Origin of the sequence: Komagataeibacter xylinus (genome assembly GCF_009834365.1) — a bacterium.
Classification (GTDB): Bacteria; Pseudomonadota; Alphaproteobacteria; order Acetobacterales; family Acetobacteraceae; genus Komagataeibacter; species Komagataeibacter xylinus_D.
Window position 1 is genome coordinate 1,399,525 of sequence record NZ_CP041348.1, and the last position, 18,003, is coordinate 1,417,527.

Below are 18,003 nucleotides of genomic sequence, written 5' to 3' on the forward strand. Positions count from 1 at the left end.
ATATGCCCTCTCTTTTGTTGTTTCTGGATACGTTATTTCATGCATGTTCCTTTGCTACGCTTCTGCCAACTCGTGACTGCGCTTCCTTTACTTGTCGCGCTGGGATATGGTGGTAATGGTGCGCAGGCTCACCGGAAACCGCCCGCGCCCCCCATCGTGCCCGAATACGGCCGGCAGGACACACGCGGGCTTCGGAGCACTTTTGTCAGGGTGCAGTATCTGGCCGTGCGTGCTGCATTCTACGAGCAGCTTCTGCCCAACGGTCCATTTTCTGCCATGGATGAAAAGTGGCACATGATTGATCAGGAAATGGCATGGCTTGACGCCCACCGCCTGCCTGCCCCGCAGGCGGATGTTTCAGCGCGCGAGCGGCTGATCCTGACCAGTGCCATAAGTCAGGTCCAGCATGGCCTTTATCGGGATGCCATCACGACCCTGAATGATGAACTGGCGCATTTTGCCCCATCCCTCCCCGCCGTCCAAACCCTGCTGGCTGCCTATGACGGCCTGAATACGCCCGCCAGTCTGGAGCAGGCTACGACTCTTGCCTGGACGCAGTTGCGTTCCGACCCGCGTAATCCGGGGTACTGGCTGACCCTGCGGGATCAGTTGATGCGGTTCCATGGCCCGAACTGCGACAGATTGGCCTTCGGAGCGAGTGTTCTGGCTGTATATTACGCCTCCCCCGAAACACGCCGCCTTGTCATGCGCCCGGCAGTGGAACTGGCGCACCCTGCGCAGGCGCGCATCATTGCCGCCCTGTATGACAACCTGCCAACCGCCCCGGCACCTGGTGCACTCCCCGTACCTGCGACAGAACCCCTTCAGATGGGACTGCTGTTCGAGTCAATGGGGCCGGAATTGCTGGACATGCCTGCGGACACGGCGAAAAAAATGAAGAAGGGCACAACGGCGCATGTAACCGTGACACTCGATATCGATAGCGAAGGACGGCCTCATAACGTCCGCATGGCCGAGCTGACGGGCGACAGGCTTCTGGCACAGGTGGCTGTGGAAAACCTGAAGCAGATGATTTTCCCGCTGGTCGGGGCTAATCCAGACCCGGCCTATCATGTCAACCACGTCCTCCAACTGAACCTCGAAATTGGTGATTCCTGAATGTGCCCGGTGAAAAATATGTCTACCGTCACGTCAGTATTGTGCCGCCGCCTGTGGCTCGTGCTTGGCCTTGTGCCCCTTGCTTCCGGTCTGGCGGGCTGGCGCAGCGCGTCAGCAAAGCAGGTGGGTCTTGAACCCGAGACGTTGGCCTGGTCACAGCAGGCAGGCAGCGCCAACATACGTGGCGTGGGTTTTTCAACCTTTTTCAAACCGGACAGGCCCCGCAGCGTGCGCGGCCACCAGGTTACCACGACCTGCAGCGGGCGCGACGTGCAGTTGATCCCGCAGAACACCTATACCGGCAAGCTGGTGGACAGGATGTTCCGTCACAACCGGGCGGACGACCCGCGCATGGTCACGGTGGAGGTTGCGCAGTTCATCCGCCATACGACGTGCGACAGCGAGGGGCAGTTTGCCTTTCCCAACGTGCCAGCCGGGGCATGGTACGTCGTGACGACGGTCGGGCCGGTGGACAAGCCGGGCGGCGTAATAGTGAAGGACGCCAGCACCATCGATAACCACACCACGATTGTCAGGGCGCAATGGAAATGGGGCTGGCCGCCATCGTGGCGGCACCCACCTTCCCTATGGTAGACTGCAAGAATCTCAAGGTATTTTTGTTGAATTGACCTCAAGGTCGTAATCTGCGTCAGCGAGAGCATATTGCTGCTATACTCATACGAGATGCATATCACCCTCTAAAAATTTGTTTTTAATGGGTTACCTAAAGCGAAGGCCCCCACATGCCCGCCACGAACACGATGGCGCCAAGGGCCAGCATGGCGATATGGAACATGACCTGACCCGGCATGGCATCGGGGCTGATGTTCAGCCCGTGAATGAACTGGACGAGCACCAGCGTCAGCCCGACCACGCACAGCCCGATCCGCACGGGGCTGATGGTAGTGGGCCATATCGGGTTTCTGCGGTTCATCGGGGTGTGCCTCCAGCTTGTTGGCGCAGCATGCCATAAAACCTGGTGGGGCAGAAGATGCGTGTGGCCCGCGCGGGCGTTGCGGCATTTGCCGCTCCCGCGCCCCATGCTATGGGCAGGGTGTGGCCGTAGCCTGCGGCAAAAGGTGAACTGACAGGAACAAGATGCGTCTCGATCGTTCTGCCATGGCGCGCAGGCTGGCCGCCTGTGCCGTAATGGGGCAACTGGCCATGCTGCCTGTGGTGGCCTGCGCGCATCCGCATGCCCATCATCATACTGGCCCTGTCCATCACCATCCTGCCGCGCAGGCCGATGTGCCAGCAGGGCCGCCTTTGCCTGACGGGCAGATATTCCTGCCGCCCCCGCCCGGCCCGGACACGGCGCAGCGCGCGGCTGATGCCTCCATCTTTGCCGCGACCCGCGCCCTTGAAGGCACGCCACGGTGGAAACTCGCCCAGGCCGATAACCGCGATACACCCGCGCATATGGTCTCGGCCTTTTCCTGCGCTGCGGGCTTTACCCTGCCGCCCGAGCAGTTGCCCGAGCTCGTGGGCCTTGTGGCGCGGATCGAAAAGCGTCTCACACCTGCCGTCAATGCCGAGAAAGCGCTATGGAATCGCCCCCGCCCCTTTACCGAGGCCGAGCTTTCCACCTGCATCCCGCTCCGCGCCGACCTCAAGCGTGATCCGTCCTATCCCTCCCTCCACGCCACGCTGGGCTGGGTAACGGGGCTGATCCTGTCTGATATCCTGCCTGAGCGCACAGCCACGATCATGCAGCGTGCCCGCGTGTTCGGCGAGAGCCGCGTGGTGTGTGGCGTGCAGTGGCAGAGTGATGTCGCAGCGGGGTGGCTCAATGGCGGGGTGCTGTATTCGGCCATGGAGCAGGATGACGGTTTCCGGCAGGAAATGGATGCCGCGCGGGCGGAAGTAACGGCGCTGCACGCCACCATGGCAGCCCCCCCTGCGGCCGAATGCGCTATCGAGGCTGACGCCGCAGCCCATCCGCCCCAATAAACAAAAGTTTTTGGTGAAGCTTTTTTTTAAAAGCTTCGAAAAAACACCGCCTTTTTTGAAAAAAGGCGGCATCCAGAAACTTTCATTCCCTGTTTATCAGGACAGGAAACCGATCTTGCGGTTGCCCTCGCGACCTGCGGTTTCCGCGCGCAGGCGTTCGAGTAGTTCGTCGGGCGTGGGGTTTTCATCAAGCAGCCGCGCCCGGCGCAGCACCAGCGCGAAGTCCGATGGCACGAGAGTGTGCAGATGCCGCAGGGCAGCCGGTGCCTCCTGCCCGAAAAAGCGCGAGAACGCGTGCACCGCCTGTACCGTGTTCAGGTAGCCAAAGCGCGCGCGGAACAGGAAGCGCCGCATGCTGGCCGGGTCCAGCTTTTCGACAAGGTTGGTGGTGCAGGCAAATGGCAGCGGGTGCTGCTCCATCCAGGTCAGCATCTCGTTGACCTGGCTGATCTCCCATGACCGCTCGGCGGAGCGGCGGTCGCCGAGCAGGCTGTCGGCCTCGTCAATGATCAGGAAGGCCCCGCTATCGACAGCCTCGGCAAAGGCTGCGGCAATCTGCTGCTCGCTCTGGCCTACATATTTATCCAGCAGGTCGGAGGCCCGCTTCTGCAGCACCGGCATGTCCATCTCGGCTGCAAGGTGGCGGGCATACGCACTTTTGCCCGATCCCGGCGGCCCGGACAGCAGGAGGGAGACCGCACGCGGTGCGCCGGGGCGGGCGAGGCGCCTTGTCAGCGCCTGCAGGTCGCAATCGGCGTTGATGAGGGTCGCGTCATAATCCGTTACGTCGGGCTGTGATGGCATGGGCATCTGCCCGCCTGCGGCGGCGCGCGCGATGCCGGTGGCGATCAGGCTGGCCATGGCCGAATCGCCGCCTGCCAGATGGGTGGAGCGCAGTGCGTTGCGAAAGATGCCAGGGGCCGCCGGAATGGTGCGGGCAAGATCAGCCGCATCCTGCGGGGCGAGGGCCACTTTCTCCTCACGCGCCATGTCCTGCCACAGCCGCGTGCGCACGCCGATGCCAGGCTGGCGCACCTCGATGCACAGCGCCATGCGCCGGGCAATGGCGGGGCCGAGGGTATCGAGGTCGTTGGCGGTCCAGATCACCGGCGTGCCCCCCTGCTCGAGCAGGCGGTGGAAGAACACGCGGCTGTAGGATTGCGGCGCGTCGAACAGGCTGGAGGTAAACAGGTCCTCCGCCTCGTCGAACAGGAGGATGGACTCGGTGTTGCGCAGCAGGCGCGTGCTGCACCGCAGGTCGGCCAGGCGCTCATGGCGCGATGGTTCATCGCCCGCGCTGTCGGCCTCGCCCACGGGGTACAGCGTCGCCCCTATATGCTTTGCAAGGGTGGCCGCGAACTCGGTCTTGCCGGTGCCCGGCGGGCCATAAAGCAGGATGTTGATGCCGCTGGCATGGGTGGCCACGGCCGCCCTGAGCAGCCTTGCCGCAATCTCGGCCTGCTGGCCCAGATGGGCAAAGGCCTCCCATGGCAGGGTGGCGGTGCGGGGCTGGCCGAGCAGCATGGAGCGGATATCGCCCACCACGCTGGCGCGGCGGTTCATCAGCGCCATCAGGCGGGGCAGGAGCGTGATGTCGCCATCCTCGTCCACGGTCATCAGCCCGCTCATGCGCAACTGGCCATCGGGGGCGAGGGCTGTGGCAATCGCGTCCTCCTCCTGGCCAAGCAGCAGGTGGAGCAGCGGAATGTCCTCGCACAGGAATGGCCCGCGCGAGCGGTTTTCGCACAGGTCATCCCATAACTGTTCGAAATGCCCGTTCAGGCGGTAGCACATGGCAAGGCCGAGTACCTCGCTGGCAACGCTGCCAAGGCCGGTGGCGTGGCTGAGTTCATCAAGCCAGGCATCCACGTATCCCCGGTCGTTTGCATGCTGGAGGCGGATTTCCTCCAGTGCGTGGCCGAGGCGCTTCCATTCCGTGGCGGTGGGCGGGTTCTCGCCATCATGCCGGGGGGCGGCGGGCAGGTCCTTGTCGGGCAGGCCAAGATCGGGCTGGGCCTGCACCACGCAGCGCACGAGAGCACCGGAATCACGCGATCCGCGATGGATCGAACCATGCAGCACGCACAGCATTTCCAGCAGGCGGCGTGTCTCGCCGCGAACGCGTGGCGAGCGGGTCTGTACCGTCCTGCGGCGGGGTGCCGGTCGTCTGCTTTTGGCCAATGCCATATATCGGGTCTCCTGCTATTCCTGCTGAATATAGGTATTGCAGGCCCGGATGTCGTGGGGGGAGAAGAATATGTTTTCTTCTCCCCCTGTCTTATCGCCCGCCCGAGAGGGCGAAGCCGGTTTCAACCCGGTTGAGCATGGCTACGAGTTCCGCCTGGCGCAGCGGGTCGGTGCCGGTGGCCACATGGGCGTGTGCGCGCCGCTTCAGGCTGTCGACCATGTTGGCGCTGACCGTATGCCCGTCGCCCTGGCGCAGGAGTTCAGCAAGGCTCAGCCGCTGCTCATGGGCGGCATGGGCCACGGCAAAGGCCATGTGGTTGACGATGTTCTCGAACGCAAAGCGCCCGAAACGCGACTGGCACCGGCTGAACTGCTCAAGGGCGCTCGCATAGCGCGCCACGGGATCGGCCTGCCCCACGATGTGGAAGTGCCGCGCATGGTGGCGGGCGGCCTGGATATGCTCCTCACGCGCCATATCCCATTCGCCAATGGCGGCGCATTCCGTCTCGATCAGGCAGTGCAGCGCGCGGGCATTGAGGCTGGCGGCGATGAAATCCGCATGGGTGATGTCGTTCCACGCCAGCGGCTGGCCGGGGCGCTGCATGGCGAAGCGGAAGCCCCGATGCCCGTCGATGCCGTACACAATGGTGGTGTTGCCGCGATAGAGCGGGTCGGTTCCGGTCACCATGATGTGGCCGCTATCGGCGCGGTGCATATAATGCTGCCATGTCATGACATCGAGCATTGTCTCGTCATCCACATGCCGTGCGGTATGGCGGTGGGCGTGCTCCATGAAATGGGGCGCCGACAGCCCTGCTACGGCGCGGGGCGAGAAGTCGACCTGCCACCACACGCACGCCTTGAGCAGGTGAAAGGCCAGCGAATCACGCAGTTGCGCCAGCGCGTCATCCTCGGTGGCGAGGCTGTCGCGTTCGGCATCGCACAGGGCTTTTACGGCCTGGAAGCGGTTGGCAAGCAGGTCAAGCTGCCGTGCTACGGGCTGCCAGGGGTCGAAATAGCTTACCAGGCATTCAGGGCGGGAATGCTGCAGATGCCAGGCAGCCAGGGCGGTACGTGCTTCACGCATCGGGCGGTCCTTGAAGTATCTGTGGCCAGAACGGTTGGTTGCTGGTGGTGGGGCGGGCAGGATGGGCCTGCACCGCACGGAACCATGCGCCACAGTGGATGGGGGCTGGTCACATGGGCAGTACGGCATGTGCCTTGTTATGGGGGTGAGGCTTGCATGATGGGTCGTTGGATGCCGTATTGATGCATATCATAGGCATATTATGTGATAATAGTAATTAATATCACATTAAATCCAGGACAGGTTTCTCGCCGGCTGCACGGATGGGTCTCTTTCAGTTGTGTAAGCTAACGGCGTGGTGAGCGCGGTGGTTCTCCCCCTGAAATTGCGCGCACCCGCCTCTGGCGCCACGCCACCACGCCAGCGGGGGATTTGCCAAGACCGATGGGCTGCAATATCCAGATATCATCGTAACGCAACGGATATGGCAGGAAAATGGCAGGCATGGGCAAGGGCGAACAGCCCCGGCGACGGACCATCCGCGATGTGCGCAAGGGTGTTGAGCCCGGTGTATGGCTTACGGCCTATACCGCGCCCATGGCCCGCAGGCTCGATCCGCATGTTGATGTGATGCTGGTGGGGGATTCGCTGGGCATGGTGGTGTACGGCATGCCCGATACGCTGGCCGTGAGCATGGACATGATGATTGCCCACGGCGCTGCCGTGGTCCGCGCCTCGCAGCGTGCGCTGGTGGTGGTGGACATGCCCTTTGGCTCCTATCAGGAATCACCGCAGCAGGCCTTTCGCAACGCTGCCCGCCTCATGGCTGAAACCGGCTGCGGCGCGGTCAAGCTTGAGGGCGGGGCGGAAATGGCCGAAACCGTGCGTTTTCTGGCCGAGCGCTGCATTCCCGTATGCGGGCATGTGGGGCTGATGCCGCAGGCGGTCAACGCCACGGGCGGCTTTCGCACGCAGGGGCGTGACGAGGCGCAGGCGCGCAAGGTGCGTGATGATGCCCATGCCATTGCAGGCGCGGGCGCCTTTGCCGTGGTGCTCGAGGGCACGGTCGAATCCGTCTCGCGCGAGATCGTGGCCGCCGTGCCGGTGCCGGTGATCGGCATCGGGGCCTCGCCTGCGTGCGATGGGCAGGTGCTGGTGGTTGATGACATGCTGGGCGTGTTCGGCACGGACACCCCGCGCTTCGTGCGCCGTTACGCCGATGTGGGCGATGTGATTGACGGCGCAGTGGCCCGGTATGCCGAGGATGTGCGCACCCGTAGCTTTCCGGGGCCGGAAGAATGTTTTGGCACCCGCCGCGCGGTAACGCCGGGTTGACGCGCCCGCCCGCGCCGGTGCCGCCTCCTCCCGCCCTCCGCGTGGGGCTGAAGGAGATCGTGGCATTTGGGGCGGGCGATGCGGGGTTCAACATCATCTGGGGGCTGATGCTCAGCTACCTGGCGTATTTCTATACCGATATCTGCTTTTTCCCCGCCCGCATGGTGGGGTTCATGCTGCTTGCCGCGCGTGCGGCCAGCCTCGTGACCGACCCGGCCGTGGGGCTGTGGATCGACCGCAGGCCCACGGGCCATCAGGCCCTGCCTTTGCTGCGTGGCGGGCTTGTGCCGTTCATGGTGCTGGTGGTGCTGACCTTCGTGCCGCTGCCGCGCGGCTGGCCCGTCGTGGCGCGCGGGCTGTGCGCGGGTGTGGCCTATATGGCGCTTTGCGTGAGCTATGGGGTGGTCAATACCGCCTATGGGGTCATGACCAGCCTGATTTCATCCGATCCCGCCATCCGCCTGCGCCTGGCTACGAGCCGCATGGTGGGGGCTACGCTTGGCGGGCTTGTGGTCAGCATGGTCACCCTGCCTGCCGTGGATTTTCTGGGCCACGGCAACCGGCAGGCGGGCTTTGCCCTGTTCATGATGGTGGTGGCCTGCGTGGTGGGGGCGCTGGTGTGGCTGCCCGCGCGGTTGTGCCACGAGCGCGTGGCGACAGATGGGGGCGATGTGGCGCCCCGGCAGCTCGTTATGTCGCTGCTGGCCAACCGGGCTTGGCGGCGGCTGACGGGGGCCATGCTGCTGACCATGCTGGGCAGCACCTTCCTGTTCGGCGCGCTGGTCTATGATGTGCGCTACGTGCTGCATGCGGGCGACCACATGGCGGGGTGGCTGCTGGGCATGATGAGCCTGACGGTGCTGGCCGGATGCGGGCTCTCCCTGCCTTTATGCGCATGGTGGGGGCCGGGCGTGGTCATGCGCCGTGGCACGGTGGCGGCGGGGGGCATCCTGCTGCTGGCCTATGGGCTGCCCGCGCGGCTGGATGTAACCGGGGCGGGGCTGGCGCTGTTCGGGCTGTGCGTGGGCGTGTGCAATCCGGCCTGCTTCACCCTGCTGGCGCACGCCATGCGGCATGAAGGAGGGGCTTGCGGCCTGCACGCGGTGGGGCTGGGCTGGGCGCTCAATTCCATGGCGTCAAAAATGGCGTTTGATATTGGCGGCAGCCTGCTGGCGGGCGTGCTGGCGGCGGCGGGTCTGGTCAGTGGCACTGCCGGGCAGACGGCGCAGGCGCAGGCGGGCATCCATGCGGGCTGTCTGCTGGTGCCCGCCGTGCTGTACCTGCTGGCGGGCGGGATCGTGCTGCGCGGCCTTGGAGTTCAGAACCCCGTGGCGGCGGTAAACAGCACCGCAAGCCCGCCGCCCACGTAATATTGCGGCCCGTCGGCTTTTGTCAGCGTGGGGGTGGCCACGCCTGAGAGGTAATGCTGGTTGGTGATGTTGATGAAATTCATGCGGAATTCGGGGTGCGAGAGAAAGGCATGGTCATCCATGCGGTAACCAATGGCGAGGTTGCCCGTGGTGTGGTCGGGCATGCGCTCGTCATTCATGAAGGTTGAATACTGCCGCCCGGTATAATGTACCGAGGCCATGCCGAAGAAATGCCCGTCATCATAGCTCAGCCCCGCCGATGCCTGGAGTGTGGGGCTTTCCACCGCCGTTTTGCCACGGGTTGCCAGCATGCCGGTGGCGGAGGGAATGTCACTGTCGATGGTCGCATGCAGGTACTCGCCCGACAGGTAGGGGGCTAAATGGTGCCACGGCTTGAGCCCGATTTCCACATCCACCCCGCGCGAGGTCTGGCCGCCCCCATTGATGGTGGAATCGACCTGTGCGCCATTCACGTTGAGCAGGGTCTGGATTTCGCGGTTGGTGAAATCATAGTTGAACAGCGTCAGGCTGCCCACGATCAGGTCGCCATTGTAGCGGTAGCCGAGTTCCTCCGACACGGAATATTCGTTTTTGAGCTGCGTCGTGATGCCGCTTGCGGTCACGCCTCCAAACAGCGCGCTTTCATCAGGCGTGCGGAAATTGGTGGTGGTGTTGAAAAACACCATATGCCGTGGCGTGATCTGGTAGCGGATGGCGATGCGCGGCAGCGGTGTGGCGCTGTTGCTGCCCGCCGCCGTCTGCACGCCGCCCGATGTGGTGGTGCCGGTGCGGTCCAGCATCACTTCCTTGAAGCCCACATCCACCATCAGCTTCCTGTGCAGGAAATGCATCCTGTCGCCGATATAGAGCGCGTTGGTCTGCGAGATCATGTGGTAGCTGCCTGCATCGATCTGCTGGCCGCTGCCGTCGAGCAGGGTGCGGCTGATGCGGTCCACCCAGATATCGGGCGCATAGCCCTGTGCGTTGACAGCGGTGAAGGGCTGGTGCTCGCTGTCATCGGAGTAGTCGTACCAGTAGCCGAATACGAGGTCATGGTTGCCAAGCTGCCAGTCGAGTGTGGCGTTGAAGCCCGAGCGGTAGCTGGTCTGGGTCCAGTTCGAGCGCACCACCGTGCCTGCATCCGCCCCGCCTGAAAGCCCGGCATCGCCCAGCGTCGTGCCGCCGGGGTCGTTGCCGTAGCTCCACTGCGCATAGGGCGTGACCTTGAGGTGCAGCCCGCGCGCCAGCGTAAAGCGGGCGGGTGCGGCAAGGTAGGCAATGCGCTCGGGCTGGCGGTAAAGCGCCCAGTAATCGGTGCCGCCTGCGGCGTTGTTCGGGTTGTAGGTGGCGGCGAGGTTGTTGGCCGCGCCATGCACGCCCTGGGCCTGCCAGTCGGTTTTGTCGACCGGCGGGTAGTAGCTGGCCACCATCGTGTTCCATGTGCCGATCAGCGAGACCCGGTTGCCCTGCCCCCATTCGCGCAGGAACTTGAAGTCGATATGCTGGCGCTCGTCATGGCCCGGCCCGCGCCAGTTATCGGTATAGCCATGCGAGTAGGACACGAAGCCCCGCAGGCCGGTATGCCCGATCTGCCCGGTTTCAAGCCGCAGGAACTGGCGGTTGGTGTTGTAGGAACCGTAGGATACATCGGCATATCCTCCCGCCCGCATGGAGGGGTCGCGGAAGGTCATGCTCATCAGCCCGCCCGCCGCGTTGAGCACGGGGGAGTCGAGGTCCGCCGAGCCTTGCGCAAGCGAGACGCTCTGGTAATTCTCGGTATCGGCAAACTGGCCGGGGTAGCCGTTGTAATAGGCAATATCGTTGAGCGGCATGCCTTCGAGCACATAGCCCAGCGAGTCTCCGCCCAGTCCGCGCACGCTGATATTGGTCTGCGGCGAAAAGCCCAGCGGGTCGGATGAGGAAACATTGGCCCCTGGCAGCAGGCTGACCATGTCGAACGCCGTGGCACTCGGCGCCTGCTTGCGCATGAAATCGGTGCCGATGGTACTGACCGATTTTGCCGCATCCTCCACCTTGATCAGCCCGCCACCGGGTTCGGTGCCCACTACGCGCTGGCTGGTTACGGTCAGCCTTTCTACCTTGCCCGGGGCGGGCGGTTTTGTCGTGGTGGTGTCATCAGCTGCCGCCATGCCCGGCCCGAGGCCGAGCAGGGCGCTGAGGGCGGCTGTCAGCACATGCAGGCGGCCGGCGGAGGCGGCAGGGAACACAACGGGGCGGCATGGCGGGCACGGCATGGGGGCGTTCCTGAAAAATATCTTTTTATTTCATTATTCTGTCTCATCCGGGTGGGATATGACATCGTCTTGAACAAATCAGGGACCGATATAGTATAGTCCCGTAAGGCATCGTAAGCCCCGTTATCGGGCGGATCGTGCATCATTGCGCGGGCAGGCAGGCAAAAAGGTTGCGGGTGGTGGGACAGGAATCAGCACATATCGTACGCAGTTACGAGCAGGAACTCGAGCAGTTGCGCTCCATGATGGCGCGCATGGGTGGACTGGTGGAACGCCAGACCTCGCAGGCCGTTGCCGCCATTGCCGACCGTGACGAGAACGCCGCCGGCATCGCCGCCGACCTCGACCCGCAGGTCGATGCGCTCGAGCGCGACGTGGAGGCGATGGTGATCCGCATCCTCGCCCTGCGCTCGCCCGTGGCGGGTGACCTGCGCGAGGTGGTCTCCGCCCTCAAGATTACCGGCGACATGGAACGCATCGGCGATTGCGCCGCCTCCATCGCGCGGCGTTCGCTGCGGGCGGAACTGGTGGCCTCGCGCATCTCGCTCAGCGGCCTGCGCAGCATGGGCCGCCTGGTGCAGGACAACCTGCGCCGCGCGATTGATGCCATGAGCCAGCGCAACCCCGACCTTGCGCGTGAGGTGTGGCAGTCCGATACGGCAGTGGATGAACTCTACAACGCCATGTTCCGCGAACTCGTGACCTACATGATGGAAGACCCGCGCAATATCGGGCCGTGCACCCACCTGCTGTTCATTGCCAAGAACCTCGAACGCATTGGCGACCACGCCACCAACATTGCCGAGCGCGTGTACTACACCGCCACCGGCGAGATCCTGCCCGTGGTGCGCCCGCGTGGCGGGTTCTCAGGACAGGGAAGCTAAAGCCCGTGCAGGCTGACCAACCGCTCCGCATCCTTGTTGCGGAAGATGATGCCGCCCTGTCCGTCATGCTTACCTATAACCTCGAGGCAGCGGGGCATACGGTCATGCCGGTCGATAACGGGCTTGATGCCCTGACCGGGGTGACCAGCTGGAAACCCGACCTCGTGCTGCTTGACTGGATGATGCCCGGCCTGTCGGGGGTCGATCTGTGCCGCAGGCTGCGCATGGCGGCGGCCACGCGCTACCTGCCCATCATCATGCTTACTGCACGTGGCGAGGAGCGGGATTCGATTCACGCGCTCGATACCGGGGCGGATGACTACCTCGTCAAGCCCTGCGGCATGGACGTGCTGCATGCCCGCGTGCGCGCGGTGATGCGGCGCAGTGCCGGGCGCGGGGCTGCGGCTGCCGCCGTGGCGGAGGGGGATGTCCTGACCTTTGCCGATGTCACGATCGACCATGGGGGCCGCCGCGTGTCACGCGCGGGCAGCACCATTGCGCTGGGGCCGACCGAATACCGTATCCTGCTGCATCTCATGCGTCATCCGCGCCGGGTGTTCTCACGCGCTGAAATTCTGGCGGCTGCGTGGGATGACCGCATTCACGTGGAAGAACGCACGGTGGATGTGCATATCCGCCGCCTGCGGCTGGCACTCAACGCCACGGGCGGGGCGGACCTGATCCGCACCGTGCGCTCAAGCGGCTACATGCTCGATGATGGCCAGGCGGATTGATGGAAACTTTTATCCCCGCTCCAGCCTGGCATACCGCCTGAGCGCGCGCTCGCGCCGCAGGCGTGACAGCCGCCGGGTCCAGAACAGGCCGTTGGTCTGGTCGATCTCGTGTTGCAGGCAGACGCCCAGAAGGCCATCGGCCTCGTCCTCCGCCACGGTGCCATCAGGGCGGTCATAGCGCACCCGCACGCGGGCAGGCCGGATGACAGGCGCGTGGATGCCCGGCATGGACAGGCTGCCTTCTTCCATCGTGGCGGTCTCATCAGCGTGCCAGATGATCTCGGGGTTGGCATAGACATGCGCGCCCGCGCCATCATGCAGGTCGATCACCACCAGCCGCAGGGGCTGGCCCACATGGCTTGCGGTAATGCCCAGGCCCGGTGCCGCGCGCAGGGTGTCGAGCAGGTCGCGGGCCAGTTGAGCCGTTTCGGCGCTGGTGGCGTCAACGGGGCGGGCGACCTGTTCGAGGCAGGCATGCGGGTAGCGGATGATCGGCACGATGGCCATGGCGGATGTTCCGGGCTTCAGTAAAGGAAGGGACCGTTATCATCCGCGTTGAGGTTGGTGTAGTAGGGAATGTAGAAATTCAGGCCAAACGGGCTGTAGGTATGTTCCACGCCCGAGACGGGGCGCAGCGGCTTGACGTTATGCTCGGCGAGGCAGTCGTACAGCGTCTCGCGCAGGTGGTCGGTTTCCTTGTCCGATTTCGGGGCGCCATAGAACAGGTCATGCGCGTAGGGTTTGCAGGCCTGCGGGGTGTGTTCGTAATAATTGGCGTAACGGTCCTGCTGGTTGCGGGCGATATCGGCATCCGACATCCACTGGTGGGTTGCAGCCGTGGTGCTCCACAGGGCTTTCCAGTCCGTATGCATGTGCGACAGGCGGGCGATGGCTACGCCCGCTTCGCGCGTGCCATCGCCGCGCACGAGGTTGCCATGGCAGGCGAGCACCTGCACGTGGTCGTTATAGACCGAACTCTTGACCGTGCCCCCCTCGAAACGGATTGCGGGCGAGGCCGTGGGCGCGCCCTGGTTTGCAGTGCGCACGATGGCCGCGGTGATGGCGGGCTGGCTGCAGTAATTGACCATGGGGCGGGGTGCATGCTGCGCGCAGGCGGCCATGGCGAGCGGAAGGCATAAAGCAACAAGACGGCGCAACGGTTTTTTCCTTTTTGGTGGGGCGCGCACACCCGTCATGAGGCGGGTCGTTCGGGCCGGAACATCAAGGCTGCATATAATGCAAAAAGAAGGCGTGAAACTGTTTTTGCCTGATGGCTGCGATGTTTTTTTAAGGCAGCTACGCGCCAGCGCAGGCCGGCGGCATCACGTCGCGTATTTCCGGCCACCGGGTTTGGGTGGGGTGAAGAACCATTTTACCAGCCCGAGGAAACCACGGCGCTTGCGCTGTCTGGGCCTGCTGCGTGCAAAGGTGGGATTATAGCGCATGGTCATGCTGGCATAGTCATAGACAATGCACACCGGCGTGGCGGGGCGGGCATACAGGTCATATGTCGCGCAATGGATCATGCTGCACACATCATAGGTCCGCCCGCCCTGTTGCCTGCCTGCGGGGGCGCCCGCGCCCAGAACCTCATAATCCTCAAGGTCACGCAGCACGATGTAATCGGGCTGCATGATGTGCGTGATGGCCTTTACGCCCAGCCTGCCAGCAAGTTCATGGATGGGATCATCAAAATCATGCAGGGGATAGCGTTTGGCATCGCCGATGTTCCGGTACAGGGTCGTGCCATCATATTCCAGCTTAAGCTGGATGATGTTGCAGATATCGAGCAGGATGAAGGTGGTCCTGCCCTTGGGGTTGGTGGGGGAACATTCCAGCCATCGGTTATTTGCCACCGTGCGCATGATGGTCCGGACATCATCAAACCTGTCGTAGTAAGACATGGATTCCTCCCCTGTTGTTTATAGGGCGGGGGGAGGACGTAACAATAATACAAATTTTCAATGCGGCCCTGTGCTTTTGCGCTTTTACCGGGGCGTATCGTTGCGGGCGCGGGGGGCATTGGGCCGTCCGGGTGCCAGGAGCAGCACCATAAGCAGCAGCACGACCGCGCCCGACCAGCCCCGCCTGCACGGGGTGGCGGAGCTGCCCATCAGAACGTAATGTTGCTGTGCAGGCCAAAAATGGCCTCGTTGCCCACGCGGCGGTTATAGCTCACGCCATAATCCGGCACGCCGCCCGAGGGGTTCCATACGTACTGGAAGTCAGGCTGCATCACCATCCATGGCGTGACCTGCGCCTGATAGGTCAGTTCAAGGTGGTTTTCATTGCCCTGCACGGGGGTGTAGGCGCTCAGGGCCGAGTTGCGGTCGAACTGCCGCTCGCCCGAGCTTGCCCGGCCAATGCCCCAGCCCAGCCCGATCGTGTCATTGTCGCGGCCCCTGAACGGGGCCTTGAGGTTCAGGCCCGCATCAATGGCGAAGCTGATCAGGTTGCGATCCCCGCTATTGCCGGTGGCGCGCACGAACAGCCCCAGTGACCGGGCTGACTTGAGCGAGGGCCGCCAGAGCATCTGGTCGATGATGCCGTACACCATCCAGTTGCCCCGGTCCCAGCGCGGAATGCCGGTGGTGTCATTCGGGCTGCCAAGCGCCTGGCCCAGATTGTTGTAGCGGTAATCGGCGAACTTCGCGGTATCGTAATAGCCGCCCAGCTTGTACACGCCCGGCAGGCCGGGGTTTTTGGTCACGTTCGTCATATCGGCGGGCTGGGGGTTGATCGCGTATTGCAGCTCGGTGATAAGCAGCGCGCCGGTGCCCATGTTGAAGTTGGTGCCGTTGGCGCCGTTATAGGTCTGGCTGGTTGGATCGGAATTATAGCCGCTGGCGGAACCGGTAGCCTGCTGGATGGGGGTTGAATTGTACCGGTTGCCGGGCGGGTTGTCGTCCGCTGCGGCAAACATGAAGGTGAACTTCTCGCTCGGCCGGTAGCGGATGCGGATGGCGGGTGAGGAGAGCGGCCATGACGGCCCGCCGCCATACAGGTTGACCGAGGGCGCCATGGGCCAGCCAAAGTTGGCGTTGAGGTAGAGCGAGGCGTAATCGCTGATCAGGAACTCGGTATCAAGATCCTGCTGGCCGATCTTCACATCCAGTTTGCCCTTGAGGAAGGACTGCTGGTACCACAGCTCGAACAGCCGGGTGGAGCGGTCGGCCTCGAACCCGCTGACAGGGTTGAAGTTGGCCAGATGATCCTGCGAGATCGAGCGCCCGCGTGTCTGCAGCGCGCTGACATTGAACAGCCCGCCCTTGAGGCCGAACAGCTTTTCGGTATCCACGGTAAGCGTGGGCATGGTCACGCCATCATAGGCAGGCCCGGTGCCTGAGCCACTGGAGCCATCATTGCTGGAAGGCGAGCCGCCGGTGCCGTTACCCCAGACTTCATCAACTTCCTGAATGTCGAAGCTGATGCCGTGTTTGTACAGCCACGGCCGCGCGCCCCACATATTGCCCAGCAGGTTGCCGCTGGTATCCAATTTGTCGCCATCGCCTGCGGCTTTTTCTTCCGCATCAGCCGTGGCGCGTTCAGAATCGCGCACCGTGGCGGGGTCGATCTGCACGATCAGCGGCGTGGAATTGCCCAGGCGGGCACGGTCCTGCGCAATCTGGGTCTGGGCGTGGGCTACGGTGCAGCAGGTGCCGCTCAGGGCGCCCGACAGCAGCAGCATGTGCGACAGGGATTGCCGACGCGGGAGGAGAATATGCAATTTCATGGTGGAAACATCCCGTCAGGATGGGTCTGGCGCCCTGGCGCCAGAAAATGACAGGCCGCAGAAGAGGCCCGTCGCTGCTACGGCATACGGGATGTCAGGTCGGAGGACGCATGGTCTCATATCCATCTCCGGTCAGGCCCGCCCGGCGATATCGTTAAAGGACAATGGCAGGTCTCCTGACTTGCGGGTCATTGCACTCCATCTCCCTTCCCGGCCGGAGCCAGTGGTTGCCGTTGGTATGGCACCAGATGAAGCACTCTCCGCCTACAGTTGCGGGTACAGTTGCCGACTGCGCCCCCGGGCCTGATTACCCTGCCGGAGCTTACGGCATTCCCTTTTTCACCCGTTTGCACGGGACCATTGACTTGTCGGGCAGGACTATACCGTGCGCGGATCAATGCGCAAGCTCAGCCCGGCTGTGCATCCAGCAGGGTGGCGACTTCATCTGCCGTGGGCGCGGCCTCGGCGGCTCCTGCGCGCGTGGTGGCCAGCGCGCCGCAGCCTGCAGCAAAACGCACGGCTTCGGGCATATCCGCTCCGCGCGCCAGCGCCGTGGCCAGACCGGCGTTGAAGCAGTCACCCGCTGCCACCGTGTCGATTGCCTTGACGCGGAAGGGCGGCACAAATCCCCGTGCCGCCGGGGTGGACCACACCACGCCCCGATGCCCCAGCTTGATGATGACCGTATGCGTGCCGCGTGCGTGCAGGATACGGGCGGCGGCCAGGGATGTGGCCTCATCGGTGGGGGTGATGCCGGTCAGGGCCTGTGTTTCGATCTCGTTGGGGGTAATGATGCTGGCCATGGCGTACAGCGCCGCGGGCAGTCCGGTATCCGGCACGGGGGCGGGGTCGAGCATGACGGGTATGCCACGCCCGTGTGCCGTGCGTGCCATGGCCAGCACAAGCTGCGGGTCCATTTCCATCTGCAGCATGAGCATCGCGGCATTGTCCAGCACCGGGGCAAGGATTGCGGCGCACTGGCCGCCATGTGCCATGTTGGCACCGCCATCGACAAGGATCTGGTTCTGGCCTGCATGGTTGATGGTAATGAAGGCGCGCCCGGTTCCCGCTGTTGCATCGGCCATCAGGCAGCGCGTATTTACGCCGGCTTCAGCCAGGGTGGCGCGTGCCATCTCTGCCAGCATGTCCTGCCCGGTCCAGCCTGCAAGGGCCACGTCCTGGTCCAGCCGTGCTACGGCAATGGCCTGGTTGGCTCCCTTGCCACCCAGCCCGGTGCTGGAGGCATGCACATGCAGCGTCTCGCCCGGCCGGGCAAAACGCGCGACATGCACGACAAAATCAATATTCGTGCTGCCAGTGACGGCAATGGCGGACGGCTTTGACATGCTGGCCCCTGTGGTGGTGAATGCGGGGGCACAGACATACCAGCATGCCCATGGAATGTGGGG

Annotated in this window: 17 protein-coding genes and 1 riboswitch; of the genes, 7 read left to right on the plus strand and 10 right to left on the minus strand. The window is 63.7% G+C overall.

The features are described 5' to 3' along the window. Positions 1 to 39: 39 nt before the first annotated feature. Both FMA36_RS06625 and FMA36_RS06630 read left to right on the plus strand, forming a co-directional pair. On the plus strand, positions 40 to 1,119 hold the full coding sequence (locus FMA36_RS06625) for a hypothetical protein (protein WP_159261687.1): 1,080 nt from the start codon (positions 40 to 42) through the stop codon (positions 1,117 to 1,119). 18 nt (positions 1,120 to 1,137) lie between these two features. After that, positions 1,138 to 1,713 carry a hypothetical protein gene (locus tag FMA36_RS06630; protein ID WP_159261688.1) on the plus strand — a complete coding sequence of 192 codons (576 nt, stop codon included), beginning with the start codon at positions 1,138 to 1,140 and terminating at the stop codon, positions 1,711 to 1,713. A gap of 130 nt (positions 1,714 to 1,843) precedes the next feature. Here FMA36_RS06630 and FMA36_RS06635 read toward each other — a convergent pair whose 3' ends face one another. Beyond that, positions 1,844 to 2,053 carry a hypothetical protein gene (locus FMA36_RS06635; RefSeq protein WP_159261689.1) on the minus strand — a complete coding sequence of 70 codons (210 nt, stop codon included), beginning with the start codon at positions 2,051 to 2,053 and terminating at the stop codon, positions 1,844 to 1,846. Positions 2,054 to 2,217: 164 nt separating this feature from the next. Between FMA36_RS06635 and FMA36_RS06640 the strand changes: the two genes are divergently transcribed. Further along, the gene (locus tag FMA36_RS06640; RefSeq protein WP_206065211.1) at positions 2,218 to 3,069 is read left to right on the plus strand and encodes an acid phosphatase; all 852 of its coding nucleotides are present in this window, start codon (positions 2,218 to 2,220) and stop codon (positions 3,067 to 3,069) included. 96 nt (positions 3,070 to 3,165) lie between these two features. On the opposite strand, the gene FMA36_RS06645 is transcribed toward FMA36_RS06640, so the two are convergent. Both FMA36_RS06645 and FMA36_RS06650 read right to left on the minus strand, forming a co-directional pair. Further along, positions 3,166 to 5,160, minus strand: coding sequence for an AAA family ATPase (locus FMA36_RS06645; protein ID WP_159263696.1), 1,995 nt, complete (start codon positions 5,158 to 5,160; stop codon positions 3,166 to 3,168). A gap of 187 nt (positions 5,161 to 5,347) precedes the next feature. Continuing rightward, the gene (locus FMA36_RS06650; RefSeq protein WP_159261690.1) at positions 5,348 to 6,343 is read right to left on the minus strand and encodes a hypothetical protein; all 996 of its coding nucleotides are present in this window, start codon (positions 6,341 to 6,343) and stop codon (positions 5,348 to 5,350) included. Between the two features lie 444 nt (positions 6,344 to 6,787). Between FMA36_RS06650 and panB the strand changes: the two genes are divergently transcribed. Next, complete coding sequence (panB, locus tag FMA36_RS06655; RefSeq protein ID WP_159261691.1) at positions 6,788 to 7,618, plus strand: 3-methyl-2-oxobutanoate hydroxymethyltransferase; 831 nt, start codon at positions 6,788 to 6,790, stop codon at positions 7,616 to 7,618. Further along, complete coding sequence (locus FMA36_RS06660; protein WP_240906500.1) at positions 7,615 to 8,988, plus strand: MFS transporter; 1,374 nt, start codon at positions 7,615 to 7,617, stop codon at positions 8,986 to 8,988. Before panB ends, FMA36_RS06660 begins: the two co-directional genes overlap by 4 nt. Here the strand turns inward: FMA36_RS06660 and FMA36_RS06665 are convergent. Further along, entirely contained in the window at positions 8,937 to 11,138 is a 2,202-nt protein-coding gene (locus FMA36_RS06665; RefSeq protein ID WP_408885657.1) for a TonB-dependent receptor, read from the minus strand. The two genes, FMA36_RS06660 and FMA36_RS06665, sit on opposite strands and share 52 nt — an antisense overlap. 284 nt (positions 11,139 to 11,422) lie before the next feature. Between FMA36_RS06665 and phoU the strand changes: the two genes are divergently transcribed. After that, the gene (phoU, locus tag FMA36_RS06670) at positions 11,423 to 12,127 is read left to right on the plus strand and encodes a phosphate signaling complex protein PhoU (RefSeq protein ID WP_130731267.1); all 705 of its coding nucleotides are present in this window, start codon (positions 11,423 to 11,425) and stop codon (positions 12,125 to 12,127) included. A gap of 5 nt (positions 12,128 to 12,132) precedes the next feature. Continuing rightward, positions 12,133 to 12,861, plus strand: a complete 729-nt coding sequence (locus FMA36_RS06675) for a response regulator (RefSeq protein WP_159261694.1) — start codon at positions 12,133 to 12,135, stop codon at positions 12,859 to 12,861. 9 nt (positions 12,862 to 12,870) lie between these two features. On the opposite strand, the gene FMA36_RS06680 is transcribed toward FMA36_RS06675, so the two are convergent. From FMA36_RS06680 to FMA36_RS06700, 6 genes are all read right to left on the minus strand, one after another. After that, on the minus strand, positions 12,871 to 13,368 hold the full coding sequence (locus FMA36_RS06680) for a peptide deformylase (protein ID WP_159261695.1): 498 nt from the start codon (positions 13,366 to 13,368) through the stop codon (positions 12,871 to 12,873). Between the two features lie 17 nt (positions 13,369 to 13,385). After that, a complete protein-coding gene (locus FMA36_RS06685) occupies positions 13,386 to 14,018 on the minus strand; it encodes a hypothetical protein (RefSeq protein ID WP_240906501.1) in 633 nt (210 codons plus the stop codon). Between the two features lie 165 nt (positions 14,019 to 14,183). After that, positions 14,184 to 14,765, minus strand: a complete 582-nt coding sequence (locus FMA36_RS06690; RefSeq protein ID WP_159261696.1) for a hypothetical protein — start codon at positions 14,763 to 14,765, stop codon at positions 14,184 to 14,186. Between the two features lie 84 nt (positions 14,766 to 14,849). Next, positions 14,850 to 14,975, minus strand: a complete 126-nt coding sequence (locus FMA36_RS19700; protein ID WP_276612607.1) for a hypothetical protein — start codon at positions 14,973 to 14,975, stop codon at positions 14,850 to 14,852. Beyond that, a complete protein-coding gene (locus FMA36_RS06695) occupies positions 14,975 to 16,549 on the minus strand; it encodes a carbohydrate porin (protein ID WP_240906555.1) in 1,575 nt (524 codons plus the stop codon). Before FMA36_RS06695 ends, FMA36_RS19700 begins: the two co-directional genes overlap by 1 nt. Before the next feature lie 194 nt (positions 16,550 to 16,743). Further along, a riboswitch (cobalamin riboswitch) is annotated at positions 16,744 to 16,971 on the minus strand. Between the two features lie 30 nt (positions 16,972 to 17,001). After that, positions 17,002 to 17,940 (minus strand): ribokinase, encoded by a 939-nt coding sequence (locus FMA36_RS06700; protein WP_159261698.1) that lies wholly within the window; start codon positions 17,938 to 17,940, stop codon positions 17,002 to 17,004. Between the last annotated feature and the right edge of the window lie 63 nt (positions 17,941 to 18,003).